Origin of the sequence: Leptolyngbya sp. NK1-12 (genome assembly GCF_032598965.1) — a bacterium.
Classification (GTDB): Bacteria; Cyanobacteriota; Cyanobacteriia; order Elainellales; family Elainellaceae; genus Elainella.
Genome location: NZ_CP053586.1, coordinates 1,002,549 through 1,015,788 on the forward strand (window position 1 = coordinate 1,002,549; position 13,240 = coordinate 1,015,788).

General features: G+C 50.9%; 11 protein-coding genes. 5 read left to right on the plus strand and 6 right to left on the minus strand.

All coding sequences use genetic code 11. The features are described 5' to 3' along the window. Positions 1–134 precede the first annotated feature (134 nt). Both fmt and HJG54_RS03770 read right to left on the minus strand, forming a co-directional pair. Positions 135–1,136, minus strand: coding sequence for a methionyl-tRNA formyltransferase (gene fmt / locus HJG54_RS03765; RefSeq protein WP_316433451.1), 1,002 nt, complete (start codon positions 1,134–1,136; stop codon positions 135–137). A 62-nt stretch (positions 1,137–1,198) separates the two neighbouring features. Continuing rightward, positions 1,199–2,104 carry an OmpA family protein gene (locus HJG54_RS03770; RefSeq protein ID WP_316433452.1) on the minus strand — a complete coding sequence of 302 codons (906 nt, stop codon included), beginning with the start codon at positions 2,102–2,104 and terminating at the stop codon, positions 1,199–1,201. A gap of 654 nt (positions 2,105–2,758) precedes the next feature. Here HJG54_RS03770 and HJG54_RS03775 point away from each other — a divergent pair. Continuing rightward, complete coding sequence (locus HJG54_RS03775) at positions 2,759–3,460, plus strand: hypothetical protein (RefSeq protein ID WP_316433453.1); 702 nt, start codon at positions 2,759–2,761, stop codon at positions 3,458–3,460. 67 nt (positions 3,461–3,527) lie between these two features. On the opposite strand, the gene HJG54_RS03780 is transcribed toward HJG54_RS03775, so the two are convergent. The 3 genes from HJG54_RS03780 to HJG54_RS03790 all read right to left on the minus strand — a co-directional run bounded on the left by HJG54_RS03780 (position 3,528) and on the right by HJG54_RS03790 (position 5,846). Next, complete coding sequence (locus HJG54_RS03780; protein ID WP_316433454.1) at positions 3,528–4,700, minus strand: DUF4335 domain-containing protein; 1,173 nt, start codon at positions 4,698–4,700, stop codon at positions 3,528–3,530. Further along, positions 4,697–5,302 (minus strand): DUF3038 domain-containing protein, encoded by a 606-nt coding sequence (locus HJG54_RS03785; protein WP_316433455.1) that lies wholly within the window; start codon positions 5,300–5,302, stop codon positions 4,697–4,699. The genes HJG54_RS03780 and HJG54_RS03785 overlap by 4 nt, the downstream gene beginning before the upstream one ends. A gap of 259 nt (positions 5,303–5,561) precedes the next feature. After that, positions 5,562–5,846, minus strand: coding sequence for a DUF427 domain-containing protein (locus HJG54_RS03790; RefSeq protein ID WP_316433456.1), 285 nt, complete (start codon positions 5,844–5,846; stop codon positions 5,562–5,564). Positions 5,847–6,305: 459 nt separating this feature from the next. On the opposite strand from HJG54_RS03790, the gene HJG54_RS03795 reads away from it, so the two are divergent. From HJG54_RS03795 to HJG54_RS03805, 3 genes are all read left to right on the plus strand, one after another. Continuing rightward, positions 6,306–8,264 (plus strand): long-chain fatty acid--CoA ligase, encoded by a 1,959-nt coding sequence (locus HJG54_RS03795; protein WP_316433457.1) that lies wholly within the window; start codon positions 6,306–6,308, stop codon positions 8,262–8,264. Between the two features lie 113 nt (positions 8,265–8,377). Then, complete coding sequence (locus HJG54_RS03800; RefSeq protein ID WP_036001973.1) at positions 8,378–8,827, plus strand: YlqD family protein; 450 nt, start codon at positions 8,378–8,380, stop codon at positions 8,825–8,827. A 2-nt stretch (positions 8,828–8,829) separates the two neighbouring features. Beyond that, on the plus strand, positions 8,830–10,140 hold the full coding sequence (locus HJG54_RS03805) for a dihydrolipoamide acetyltransferase family protein (protein ID WP_420717323.1): 1,311 nt from the start codon (positions 8,830–8,832) through the stop codon (positions 10,138–10,140). A 225-nt stretch (positions 10,141–10,365) separates the two neighbouring features. On the opposite strand, the gene HJG54_RS03810 is transcribed toward HJG54_RS03805, so the two are convergent. After that, positions 10,366–11,814: an NCS2 family permease gene (locus tag HJG54_RS03810; protein WP_316433460.1), complete on the minus strand. Its 1,449-nt coding sequence runs from the start codon at positions 11,812–11,814 to the stop codon at positions 10,366–10,368. A 461-nt stretch (positions 11,815–12,275) separates the two neighbouring features. Between HJG54_RS03810 and HJG54_RS03815 the strand changes: the two genes are divergently transcribed. After that, positions 12,276–13,064 (plus strand): hypothetical protein, encoded by a 789-nt coding sequence (locus HJG54_RS03815; protein ID WP_316433461.1) that lies wholly within the window; start codon positions 12,276–12,278, stop codon positions 13,062–13,064. The last annotated feature ends 176 nt before the right edge of the window (positions 13,065–13,240 follow it).

Below are 13,240 nucleotides of genomic sequence, written 5' to 3' on the forward strand. Positions count from 1 at the left end.
GCAGGGTGTAATGAAGAGATTAATGGGATCAGTATAGAAATAGAACTAGGTGCCTATCCCGCGACGAATACAATTCTTTAGTTTTTGTTAAATTAAGTTAGAAGTTGGCTGAGATTAGTTTGGATAAGTTGAACTCACAGTTCACCCAAAATTTCTCCTACCTGCAGCCGCGTGCCGTTAACAAAATCCCAGCCGGCCTGTGCCCGTTTTCCAGCCATTTGCACTTCCCGCAGCAGCAACAGCCCTGCTCCGGTTTGCACCACAGCACCCTGATTTTTCAGTAGACCTATCACGGTTCCGGGCTTTACGGCCATGTTACTCCAAGTGGACCATTCCGGTTCAGCCGCTTGCAGTTCGGTCGGTAGCAGGGTTTGTTCCACTCCACCCAGCGGTGCGGTTGCCACTAGCTTCAGAGAACCACTTCTGAACGTTGTAACGCAGTTAGGATAAAAGCCGCGAATTTGATTGTGCAACGCCAGTGCAGATCTGGTCCAATCGAGCTGATAGTCCTGCTTCTGAATCAGGGGCGCATAGGTGGCTTGGGCATCGTCTTGCGGAATCGGCTGAATTGTACCGGCCTCTAGTCCTAGCAGCGTCTCTACTAGCAGGTCTGCCGTTAGCTGCGAGAGCGTTTTTGCCAAATCTAGCGCGTTGTCAAACAGGCCGATAGGCGTGGTGGCCTTCAATAGCATTGGTCCCGTATCCATGCCGGCATCCATTTGCATGGTTGTGATCCCCGTTTCGGTTTCGCCGTGATAAAGGCACCACTGAATCGGCGCAGCTCCGCGGTATTTGGGCAAAATCGAGCCATGACCGTTGATACAGCCCAACCGGGGCATATCGAGAATCGCTTGGGACAAAATTTGCCCATAGGCAACGACCACGAATGCATCGGCCCCAGCCTGACGCAAACTCTCTAGCGTTTCTGCATCCTTCTTGACACGACGCGGCTGCCAAACCGGAATCTGATGGGCAACCGCAACTGCCTTGATTGGGGATGCCGACAGCTCATTGCCCCGGCCTCTGCGTTTATCAGGCTGGGTGACTACGGCCAAAACCTCGAAGGACTCATGCGCGAGGAGCCGTTCTAGGCTAGGCACCGCAAATTGAGGCGTTCCAAAAAAAATCAGTTTCATCAGCAGCAACTGGCAGACGGTTTTCCCATTCTTGCTTGGCGATTCAGTTTGAATTGATTGACTTAATTGGGGTTGATCACGATTTCAATCCGACGGTTGCGCTGGCGGTTTTCTGGCGAATCATCGGGCACCAAAGGGCGATTGTGGCCATAGCCGATTGTTACCCAATGGTAATCCTCCAATTGGGTAGATAGATATTGCTGAACTGCTTTAGCTTGCTCTAGTGTTCGCTGCCGATCTGCCTCAGCCGACCCCTGATTATCGCTATGGGCACCGACCTGAATCGCGGCCTTGGGATAGCGCTGCAAATCGGTCAGAATGCTGTTCAAAATTGCTTCTGTCCCTGGACCCAGCGTGGTTTCTGTGTTGGCAAACAACGCATCGCTGGGTAACGTCACCATCAATTGCTGCTCACCGTTGACGGTGTTGCTCGTGGCTGGGGCAACAAAAGTTTGGCTGGTTGGAGCTGTAGTAAAACTGCTGAGCCGTTCCTGAATCGCCTGAATCCGTTTTTGAATTTCCTGCACCCGGTCGGCTAGAGGTTCGCTAGAGGTGCTCGTCAAGGTTTGTAGTTCGGCCTGAAGCTGAGTTAACTCGGCCTGAAGCTGCTGCCGTTCTGCATCCGTCATTGGCGAGACTGAAGGTAATGGGGAGGCAGGAACCGACGGAGCTACTTCCGAATTGGGTTGTGGGGATTGACCGCGCCAAGTTTGCGGTAGCTCTTTCAAGTTTCCTACAAACGATTCTGAACTGCGCAACAGCCTCTCGGCCAGTGGCGGCTCTTGAATTTGGGCTGGATACAGTTGAGCAATCGCAATGCCAACCGCGGCAGCTAAACCGCCACCCACGCCCAGCAGTAACAACCGCCAGACCAGGGTGAATATTGCCCGTCCCCAACTGAAGCCAACAGGTGCAGGAGCAGCCCGCTTGGTCGGTTCGGGAGTTTGGGTCGTCGGGGAATTAGTCATGCTTACCTCAGGCACAATAGGCACAATTTTGCTTAGGCACAATTCTGTTTTGGGGATGCTTACTCAACTCGCCGCACCATCAGTCTATCAATCTGGACTCTGAACCTGCTTCGTGAACCCTAGTCGGGTTACTAGTTGACAAGAATTAAGCAAATTTGTCAAGTCCCGTTTATTACAAAATTCGGCTGAATGAAAACTTTCGTGAGGGGGTGTGCTGAAAGCAGTTCAAGTTGCTATACAAGAGATAGCAGCGAATTCATGAATTTTTAAGTACGCTCAGGTGGGTCTGCAACAGCATACTCCTTGCTTGCTGCAATTTTCGATTCTGGGCGAAATCATCGATTGGATGGTGTGTTGGGTGATTGCTGAAACCAGGATTGCTGGGTCTTGTGGCAGCTAGTCATGCAATTGCTACAGGCTATAGCCAATGGTTTTAGTACATGTCCGGTGGCCGTAGCGGTGTAGCCCTATAGCCTATTGCTAGCCATTAATTGCTAGCCATTAAGCGTTTGCTACTTCCCGATTAGGCTAAAAATTAGGTTTTTCTTCAACTTAATTCTTTTTTATAGAGTTCTTGTCCGTCCGGCTGCTGGTTTGCGGTCAGTTTTGTTTACGCTTTTTTACGCCTCGCTAGCCCTCTCTTGCCAACCGCCTATGACGTCATCGTCCCATTCCCATCCCTTCGATCCACTAAATAGCCCCTATCCCGTTCCTTGGAATTGGGTGACAGCAATGATGGCTGAAACGGTGGCTTCCTCCACTCCAGTATTTCGCTATTACCGCAGCCAATCGTTGATTTCTCCCAATGGGGACTATGCCGCCTACAGCCGCATTCAACTTCAACTTTCAAACAGCTTTACTCAGAACCGGATTGCCAGTATTCTCTTTGTCGAAGATTTACAGACGGGAGAGCTGCAAACCATTACTCCGGCGGCTCCATTTGCAGATAATCCCTTTGTTGCCGATGCTGTTTTAAATCAACCGGGAACCATTGCCATGCTCATACCTGTAGCCTGGTCGGAGCGGGGCGAACGTCTGCTGGCCCGCGAGTTTGAGTCTATGTTTGGCAGCAGCTTGGCTTCAGATTTCGCCGTGATTTGGGAGCGGCACTCCAACCGCACCTATACGCTGGCCCCGACTCAAATCCAATACAGTAATGCAGTGCTCTTGGGCTGGAGCCAAACCTACCCCAGTCGCGTGCTGTTTCGGGCTGGCAATATGGGCGATGAGGACTGGCCGCTTTATGCAGTGGATGCTAGCGGTCAAACTACCTATGCTGCCGAAGACGAACCCATCACCTTTGGTCAAATCACTAGCAGCAACTGGGCTGGCCCTCAGGGCTACTCTTGTGCCTAATCATCTCGCCTCAAAACAAAAGTTTGAGTCCGGTTTGTCGCTCTTTCAGGGTTTAAGCGACAAGGCTTTAAGGTGATGGCGTAGGCGAGGCTTCCGCTTCGGGGTCTGTCGGTTGACCGTCCCAGGGGCTAACCTCTAAAACGCCATCCGATTTGAACACGACGCGAAACTGGGCGATTGGCTGCTTAGGAGCAGTTTCTGCTGCATCTGGACTTGCATCTGTAGGGCTGCCGTCACTAGGAGGAGCCGTTGAGCCGAACTGAACATCCGCCAAGGGAACATCGGATAGGTAGGTCAATGCGGCATCGTTAGCAAACTTGTAGCCAACAATTTCACCGCTTTGGTTGACACCGACTCGGTAAACTAGTTCTCCATCAAAGGTCGGGTTTTTCTTCCAGTCCAGATCTAACCGGTCATAGAGCTGAACAGTAAGGCGATCCAACTCAGCTGGATCGGTAATTTCGGGAGCATTGTCCAAACTCAAACCCGTACCTTGAACCGCCGCTGTCGAGGCTGGAGCAGGTGAGCCAGTGGCTTCCGGACTGGCTTCTGGAGTGGGTGACTCCGGTGGAGGACTCGCTGGAGGCGAAGTTGTTGCCTCACCGGCCGGAGAGGCCGTAGGAGACGATTGCTCTGTCGAAGCCTCTTCTGAGATGGATTGGGGACGACGAGCTTCAGGCACAGGCAGCATGAACAGCAGGGCCGCGGCAGCCGCCAAGCCAGTTACCCCAATGGCTGCCGGAGCAGCTCGTTTGGCAATTGGTTCCTGTGAAACAACATAGCGTCTAGACAGCGGCTCTAACTTGGGAGCAAGGTCAGGTAAGGTTTGGGCATCGGCAACCATCTGGTCGATCGCTTCTACCAAGTCAAAGAACTGCACAGTGGTTAGATCGATTGCTTGAACCTCCGCTGGCTCTGCTTCTGGCTGCACGGTGAGACGGTGCAGATTATCGCCTACCTGCTCAATTTGCACCAATCCGGTCTGTTGGCGGCGATCGCGGTGGATCAGGTGGCGAATGCCGCTCAAATAGCCTTGGGCATAGTCACTCACCGATAGCACCAAGCTGTCTAAAAACGCTCGGCCTCCGGTCAGGGGAGCTTTTTGCCCAGCCAAATGACATTCCACGTTCGTCACCATCGACAGCAGCGGGCGTCCGCTTGTGGTCGTAGCCGTCTCACTGCTCAACCCCTGCAAAACCAGCTTGCAGTTTGGCAAGCTGTACTGGCGCTGTATCGTCATTCCACTTCTCCATCAAACAAACTGCTCCAGAGCCGCTGCACACCCGCTGTGCCAGTACAAAACAAGAGCTGACTCAGCAGTTCTAACGCTAACTTGTTCAATTTTTCATCACTGCTGTAGGCAATCACACCGGCTCGTTTGGGATTCATTCTGGCCCGAAAGTGAGCACGGAACCGCTCCAAGTAATTCGATAGCCGCAGGTGATGGTCAGGAGAAAGCTGCTTTTCCAGTAACTGGTCGTAAACCATTAGCAATTGACGAATCAGCACCGTCAGCCGTCTGGCCCGATGACAAATGATCACGACCAGCGCCTTAGCTTCTTTAAAACTGAGCGGACGCCGCTGATTATTACGCCGCAGGGAATTGGTGGCTCGAATCCGCCAGAGTGTAACCCGATTATCAACAATATCTTGCAGCCCTAATTCTTTGACATCTGCGAGAAATGCTTCGGAACCGCCCAACTCCAGCGCTTCGATGGCCAGCAATAAAAAATCGATTTGCTGACGAGTGCGGCGCGGACAGACGCCTTCTGACACTTTTGGATCGGGAAGGGTATCGAGCAAAATAGACACAGACTGAGTGGGCGGATGACTTACTTGCATGTCCCTCACAGGAAAAATCAGCAGCATTTTATCAAACTAACGACCTGTTGCGAGTGAAGCGCAAGGAGGGATCAGCCTGACCAGTCTCACATCCTAGCACTTCTCCGCCAAAACAAGCCGTGAGCGCCTGTTGCCGGTTTAGTATGCCCGCTTCTAGGCTAGCAAACTCATGCGTTGGTGCCTGCTGTCAGAATCCAGGAGTCAGGATTCTGGATTCTGGAGTCAGGATTCTGGATTCTGTCTCCTGATTAAGAGATATTCACGCTTCTACCTTGACGCCGCGCCAGAAAGCTACATAGCCTTCAATGTTTTTAGCTGCATCTTTGGTCTGGGGATAGTACCAAGCCGCGTCTTGATTTACCTGGCCGTCTACCTCAATCGTGTAGTAGCTGGCAATCCCTTTCCAAGGACAGGTGGTGTGCGTATCGCTAGATTTGAAATACTCAGCGTGAATTGTATCGGGTGGAAAATAATAGTTGCCCTCCACGACTTCACAGCGGTCACTTTCAGCCAATACGGCTCCATTCCAAACAGCTCTGGGCATGATGGTCTCCCTTACAAACATGACTTCATGAACATTACAAAGCTACAACCATAATCTTTACAAAAGCTGCTTTGTAAAAACACAGTTGAAACCAAGCAAATCAAACCAGACTCAGGCAGGACAGATCATTTTCTGTCTCTAACCACTGATATTTTAAGCATCGACAGGCAAGGCTAAAAATAAAGAGAATTTATGCTTTTGGGGCGCTTCGATGTTAATTTTGCAGTAGTAGCTCAATCAGGAGCCTTGGGCAGCAGCCATTGTCACTTGCCTTCATCGCCTGTATTCTTCATACCGCACCGGACGTTTGACTGGAGAAACGATTGCTAGACAAACGGTTACTGGACAAACGGTTACTGGACGAACAGTAACTAGAGGAACTTTGATTTAACGATCAGCGGTTATCATTTCAAGCTTTATCATTCAGTCATTTCAAACAAAGCATTCAGGACATATCCTATGAATCTCACACGCGATCAGGCTTCTGGCACAACTCGACCCGACAGCAGAACCTATAGCCAGATTCAAGCCCTACCAGAAATTTGGGGAATCGTGGCCCAGCGTCCGGAGGTGGCTAATTTGGTGGCCCTATACGACCCCCACAGTCAGCCAGCGGTAAAGATCACATTTGCCCAGCTCTACGAAACTATTCGCCAGTTTGCTGCGGGGTTACAGGCGCTGGGAGTCCAGCCAGGAGAGCATATCGCCCAGTTTTCGGACAACAGCCCTCGTTGGCTAATTGCCGATCAGGGAATTATGACCATTGGTGCGATCAACGCCGTGCGCGGCTCTCAGGCTGATCGAGAAGAGTTGCAGTTCATCCTGGAGCACAGTGACAGTATTGGTTTGGTGATTCAAGACCTAGAGACTCTGAACAAAGTGCGCGAGTATTTGCCGCCGCTGCCAATTCGGTTTGTGATTTTGCTCACCGATGAGACGCCCCCGGATCTAGGCGAAATCACGACCTTCAACTTTAGCCAATTGATCGATCTGGGAGCCAATCACACACTTCAGCCCGTGCGCCCCAGCCGCGACAGTTTGGCAACCCTGATGTATACGTCCGGTACGTCGGGTCAGCCCAAGGGGGTAATGCTAAGCCACCATAACCTGATCTCGCAAATTCTGGGTGCCTATGAAGTAGCCCAACCCCAGCCCGGAGAGCGGGTTCTCAGTATTTTGCCGATCTGGCACTGCTACGAGCGCACCTTCGAATATTTTGTGCTGGCCTTTGGCTGCACTCAGGCTTATACCAACATCCGCTTTGTCAAAAAAGATATTAAAGACTTTAAGCCTCACTATATGGTAGGCGTGCCGCGCCTCTGGGAATCGATTTATGACGGCATTCAAAAACAGCTCCGCGAACAGCCTGCCAGCAAACAGCGGTTGGCCCACTTCTTTCTAACTCAGAGCGACCGCTACATCAAAGCCCGACGCATTATTCAGGGGCTGAGCCTAGATAATCTGCATCCATCTCTAGCAGAACGAGTTGTGGCTGCCTTGGAGTCGCTGGTGTTAGCTCCGCTACATTGGGTCGGCGATCGGTTGGTTTACCAGAAGATTCGAGCCGGCGTGGGTGGCGCAGTTAAATTTTTGGTTAGCGGCGGTGGTTCGATTGCCGAACATCTAGAAGATTTCTTTGAAGTCGTAGGCATCACTATTTTGGGTGGCTATGGTTTGACCGAGACCTCACCGATTACCCATGTTCGTCGTCCCTGGCGCAACATTCGCGGTGCAGATGGACAACCCCTGCGCAATACCGAAACCCAGATTGTTGATCTAGAAACCCGCAGGCCCCTACCACCCGAAAAGCAGGGTTTGGTGATGATTCGAGGCGATCAGGTGATGCTGGGCTACTACAAAAATCCGGAAGCCACGAAAAAAGCAATTAGTCCAGAAGGCTGGTTTGATACTGGCGATTTGGGCTGGGTATCGAACCAGGACGATCTGGTGATTACGGGTCGGGCCAAAGATACGATTGTGCTGACGAACGGCGAAAACATTGAACCCCAGCCGATCGAAGATGCCTGTTTACGCAGCCCCTACGTCGATCAGATCATGCTGGTCGGTCAAGATCAGAAAGTACTGGGAGCGCTGATTGTGCCGAACCTGGAAATGGTGCAACAGTGGGCCGCCAGTCAGAATCTTTACATCCAGCTTCCTGATGACCCCAACCCCGCTCCCGTTGGTGCTCAAATCATTGGCTTAGAAGATAAACCAGTCCAAGACCTGTTTCGGCAAGAGCTGAACCGAGAAGTGAAAAACCGTCCCGGCTACCGAGCAGACGATCGAATCGGTCCGTTCCGCTTACTGTCAGAACCCTTTTCGATCCAAAATGGACTGTTGACGCAGACCTTGAAGATTCGCCGAGCCGTCGTGACCGATCGCTATCGCGGTATGATTGACGAGATGTTCGATTGATTAAAGAACCATTAGAAAATCAGAACCTGGAAATTAGAGAGCATGTTCTGACGTTTCCAGCTTTGATTTTTGCTTCTTCTTTTTGCTAACCCGTAGTTCCTTAGCCTCCATTCATGGAAATCTCGAAGCCTCATCTGCTTTTAAAGCGAGCCATTAACGTTAAAGTCGTTGTCACTCCTCGCTGGAAAGAGGAGGTACAGCAGCAATTGCAAGCCCAGATCAACCAGCTTGACGGCCAATTGCAACAGCTAGAAACTCAAGGACAACGCATGATCGCGGAGGTGCAAAAGCAAAGTCCGCAACCCACGGATCCAACCGTGTCTCAGCAAATTTCCAATATCCAAGTGCAGGTCAACCAGCGAAAAAGCGAAATTTTGGAAAAGAAGAACCAGATCTTGCAGCAGCTTCAGCAGGTGCAGCTTTTGGAAATGGAACAAGAAGTGAATCAGGGGCAGATCGAAGGGTTTTTCCGCGTAGAAACCGGGGATAATCTGATTCGGAAAATGCAGGTCGAAGTCCTGTTGCGGGACGGCATCATAGAAGAAATTCGTGGAGATGTGTAGCTGTGATTAGAGAGATTTTCATGCCTGCTCTCAGCTCTACCATGACTGAGGGCAAGATTGTGTCTTGGGTCAAACAGGCCGGCGACAAAATCGAAAAGGGCGAAACCGTTGTGATCGTCGAGTCGGACAAAGCCGACATGGATGTGGAGTCCTTCTATGAAGGCTATTTAGCAACGATTGTTGTGCCCGCTGGCGAAACCGTGGCCGTGGGAGCCGCTATTGCCCTCGTCGCAGAAACCGAGGCCGAAATTGAACAGGCCAAGCAACACGCCACTCAGGCTCCTGCCGCACCGGAAGCAGCACCCGTGGCTTCTGTTCCTGCCGCTGCTGAACCGGTTGGGGTCTCCGCTGGCGGTCTTGAGAGCAATGGCAGTAATGGTAGTACCTCGGCCCCCAGTGGCCGTCTGATTGTGTCTCCCCGCGCTCGCAAACTGGCTAAAGAACTCAAGGTTGATCTGTCTACTCTGAGGGGTAGTGGGCCGCATGGACGAATCGTGGCCGAAGATGTCGAAGCCGCTGCGGGTAAAGTTAGCGCAGCTCCTGTCTCCAGCGTTGCTCCGGTTACCCCATCTCCAACTCCTGCCGTCTCTGCCCCCACTCAAGCCCCGGCCCCCAGCTTTACTCCGGCTGCGGTTCAGCCTGGACAAGTAGTGGCTCTCAATACCTTGCAGCAGGCGGTTGTGCGCAACATGAACGCCAGCCTGCAAGTGCCGGTCTTCCGCGTCGGCTACACGATCACCACCGATAGTCTGGACAAGCTATACAAGCAGATCAAGCCTAAGGGTGTGACAATGACAGCTCTATTGGCAAAGGCAGTAGCCATGACGCTGCAAAAACATCCCGTGGTGAATGCGTTTTATACCGAACAGGGAATCAACTACCGCTCTGGCATCAATGTGGCCGTGGCCGTAGCGATGGAAGATGGCGGGCTGATTACCCCCGTACTGCAAAACGCCGACCAAATGGACATCTACTCGCTATCTCGCCGTTGGAAGGATCTGGTGGATCGCGCCCGTGCCAAGCAACTCCAGCCCGATGAATACAGCACTGGTGGCTTCACCATTTCTAACCTAGGCATGTTTGGCGTCGATCGGTTTGATGCGATTTTGCCACCTGGCCAAGGAGCGATTCTAGCAGTGGGTGCGTCTCGTCCGCAGATTGTGGTTGGAGCCGACGGCATGTTTGGTGTGCGAAACCAAATGCAGGTTAACCTCACCTGCGACCACCGGATTATCTATGGTGCTCACGCCGCTGCCTTCCTGCAAGACCTGGCTAAACTGATCGAGACCAACGCCCAGTCGTTGACGCTGTAGCTAGTCAGAGCAATGGGCTGGCGATTCACGGCTCAACTGAAAAATAGGCACACGAAAATAGAAACATTGGGGTGGGTAATTGCTCACCCTCTTTTGTATTGTTCAGCATGATTCGACAGAACAAAATCAGAGCAAACAAAAAAGGGCACATCAAGTGCGCCCTCTGGATAGACCAACCATCTCGTGAATCCTATCTGGTGAATTCAGCAATTACTTCATTCCGCCCTACTCAAATCGCAGTGTTGTGAAGATAAAGCGAGCAATAAAAATAGCAGCCAAGATCCAGGTGATGAGCGGCACTTCATTAGCCCGTCCCTTCACCAGCTTGGCAAACGGATAAAGGATCAATCCAGCTGACAAACCAGCCGCAATCGAAAAACCAAAGGGAATAAAGAAAATCGTAGCAAAGGCTGGCAGTGCCTCCGTAAAGTCATCCCAGCGGATGCTCGTCACCGCACTCATCATTAGCACACCCACGATCAACAGAGCTGGAGCAGTTGCAAAGGCCGGAACGGCCTCAAAAATCGGCACAAACAGCAGCGCCACCAGAAACATGATGGCTGTCACAATCGCCGTAAATCCGGTTCGACCGCCTTCTGCAACACCCGCTGCCGATTCAGCAAAAGTTGTAACCGTTGATGTTCCTAAAACCGCACCAGCGGTTGTAGCAATGGCATCAGCAAATAGGGCTTGGTTAGCACGCGGCAATTCACCATTCTCGTCAATGTAGCCAGCTTGGGTGCCTACACCCGCTAAGGTGCCGATTGTGTCAAACATGTCAACAAACAGAAACACCAGCATCACGGCTACAAAGTCGATGAAATTACCAGCATTAATGCCGCCCAAGCCGACAAAAGCTTGACCAAATAGGTGCGAAGGAAACGCCGGAACCTCGGCAATGCCCTTGGGCGGAGCCGCAACTCCAAAGATCCAGCCCAACAGTGCCGTGCCTCCAATTCCCCAAAGCAAAGCTCCCTTGACGCGACGAATCATCAAAAATGCCGTCAGAAAAATACCGACCGTAGCCAGGACAGTCGCGGGTTGACGAAAGCTACCAAAATCGGTTTTCGTCACTTCGTTAGCAATAATTAATCCCGCTCCTCCGGTTTCAGTTGACCCCGATAACCCAATATAGGCTAGAAACAAGCCGATACCGACGGTAGTGGCCGCCTTAATGGCAGTAGGAACTGCCGTGAGCAGATGGCGACGAATATCAGTCACTGTCAGAGCAATAAAAATCAATCCTTCGATTAAAACAGCGGCCAAGGCGACCCGCCAATCGATTCCTAGCCCCAGCACCACCGAATAGGCAAAAAACGCATTCATTCCCATGCCGGGAGCTAGCGCAAACGGATATTTAGCCAGTAAACCCATTGTGAGGGTGCCAATTGCCGAGGACACACCAGTCACAATCACTAGCTCTCGAAATAGATCTCTAGGGGCATTGAGAAAAACCGCATCAGACATGATCAACGGATGCACTACCAAAATATAGGCCATCGTCATAAACGTAGTTACACCCGCTAGAATTTCAGTACGGAAATTCGTTCGGTAAGAATCAAATCGAAAGTAGCGGGCAACTGCCGCTTGCCAGCCTGTGTAAGACGGAGGTGGATCCGAGCCAGGACGTTCGAGTTCTAGGTCATTCATCCCACGTTCAGTGCTTTCACTCATTCCCCAACGGTCTCCAAAAGAAAATAAAAATAACAGTTTGGTAAGCCATTCCAGAAATGTGACAAGATATCGTGGCTTAGATAGGTGAGCTGGTTCAGTACTCTATATAACATTTCTGTCCTAATCAGGTCTGCGCCAGTCTGGGTAGCCCGATTATCCTTAGACAAGCAGAGATTTTCCTGGATAGGTGGGTGAAATACGAGCTTGCTTCTAGAGCGCAATTAGAGCAATTAGCTGAGTAATTGAACCGCTATAGAGCACGCCAATCGACGATAACAAAATCAATGTATTGCAATTGATTGCAACTTAATTTGAAATTCGGCTTGACTTGCAGTTTAGAATAGTTTTGTAAGCGTTGTATGTAATTGAAAAATTATTTTGAATTTATTATTTCATATAAATTCGTTAGCCAATCTATCAATTTAATTTTAGCTGTACTGAACGAGAGGACGAACAGAAAAATGGCTATCTGGGAAAGCATCAGGACTTTGATCAAAGGCAGAGACATTGGCAATATCAAGTCCATCAATGATAGTCTTATAGCCAGTTTGGCAGCCACTACAGACAAAACCGCTGAGCTGGCATCTCCGTCTCCCATAAATGAGTCTATTCCCACCGCTAGTTTAGTGATTGAACACATTGTTCCCAGGGGCAAGGGATTGGAGTTTCGCTGGTGGCATAGCAAGCTGACCCGAGCTGCAAGTCGGCATCAAGGCTATCTCCGCACCGACCTATGCGCGCCTATCAAGGGTTCACAGCTCAAGTGGTACTCAATTCTTCATTTTGACTCGCCAGAAAATTTGAACCGCTGGTTGAAGTCGCAAGAGCGCGACAAGCTGATCGAATCAGGACGCAAGATCTTTAAAACCTATCAGTTCAAGTCCTTTAGTACTGGTCTGGAAGGATGGTTTTCCCACCAGACGGGTTCAGAGCAGTTCGGGTTGGGTCCACCTGCTTGGAAACAAAACTTGGCGGTGATTTTGGCGCTTTATCCGGTAGTGATGCTGCAAGGGTTGCTGTTTAGCGAGCTAGGCATAATGCAGGATTGGCATCCAGCCAGTTCTATGTTGGTCAATAATTTGATCACCTCATCGATCTTGACTTGGATAGTCATGCCGTTTGTGACGCAATTGATGAATTTCTGGTTGCAGCCTGCTCATCAACCCATGCCTACTAAAACTAATCTCTTGGGGACAGCAATAATTGCGGGTTGTCTGGGGGTGGCACTGGTATTGTTTAATGTGATGTGAGGTGCTCAGAGCAGAATAGCTACTAGGGCGTGTTTTAAGACCCTGGTTTGATCCCCCTATCCCCCCTTGAAAAAAGGGAGGAACCGTAGGCGAAACCGGTGGGTCGCACCTACCAAACACGGCTTGAAGTTCCCCCTTTGTTTTGTCAACCCAGAGGTTTTACCAACCCAAGGCAA

What these genes read in the sequence shown, in the direction of transcription:
- fmt (WP_316433451.1), bottom strand. Translation starts at nt 1,136, where the DNA reads ATGAAACTGATTTTTTTTGGAACGCCTCAATTTGCGGTGCCTAGCCTA.
- HJG54_RS03770 (WP_316433452.1), bottom strand. Translation starts at nt 2,104, where the DNA reads ATGACTAATTCCCCGACGACCCAAACTCCCGAACCGACCAAGCGGGCT.
- HJG54_RS03775 (WP_316433453.1), top strand. Translation starts at nt 2,759, where the DNA reads ATGACGTCATCGTCCCATTCCCATCCCTTCGATCCACTAAATAGCCCC.
- HJG54_RS03780 (WP_316433454.1), bottom strand. Translation starts at nt 4,700, where the DNA reads ATGACGATACAGCGCCAGTACAGCTTGCCAAACTGCAAGCTGGTTTTG.
- HJG54_RS03785 (WP_316433455.1), bottom strand. Translation starts at nt 5,302, where the DNA reads ATGCAAGTAAGTCATCCGCCCACTCAGTCTGTGTCTATTTTGCTCGAT.
- HJG54_RS03790 (WP_316433456.1), bottom strand. Translation starts at nt 5,846, where the DNA reads ATGCCCAGAGCTGTTTGGAATGGAGCCGTATTGGCTGAAAGTGACCGC.
- HJG54_RS03795 (WP_316433457.1), top strand. Translation starts at nt 6,306, where the DNA reads ATGAATCTCACACGCGATCAGGCTTCTGGCACAACTCGACCCGACAGC.
- HJG54_RS03800 (WP_036001973.1), top strand. Translation starts at nt 8,378, where the DNA reads ATGGAAATCTCGAAGCCTCATCTGCTTTTAAAGCGAGCCATTAACGTT.
- HJG54_RS03810 (WP_316433460.1), bottom strand. Translation starts at nt 11,814, where the DNA reads ATGAGTGAAAGCACTGAACGTGGGATGAATGACCTAGAACTCGAACGT.
- HJG54_RS03815 (WP_316433461.1), top strand. Translation starts at nt 12,276, where the DNA reads ATGGCTATCTGGGAAAGCATCAGGACTTTGATCAAAGGCAGAGACATT.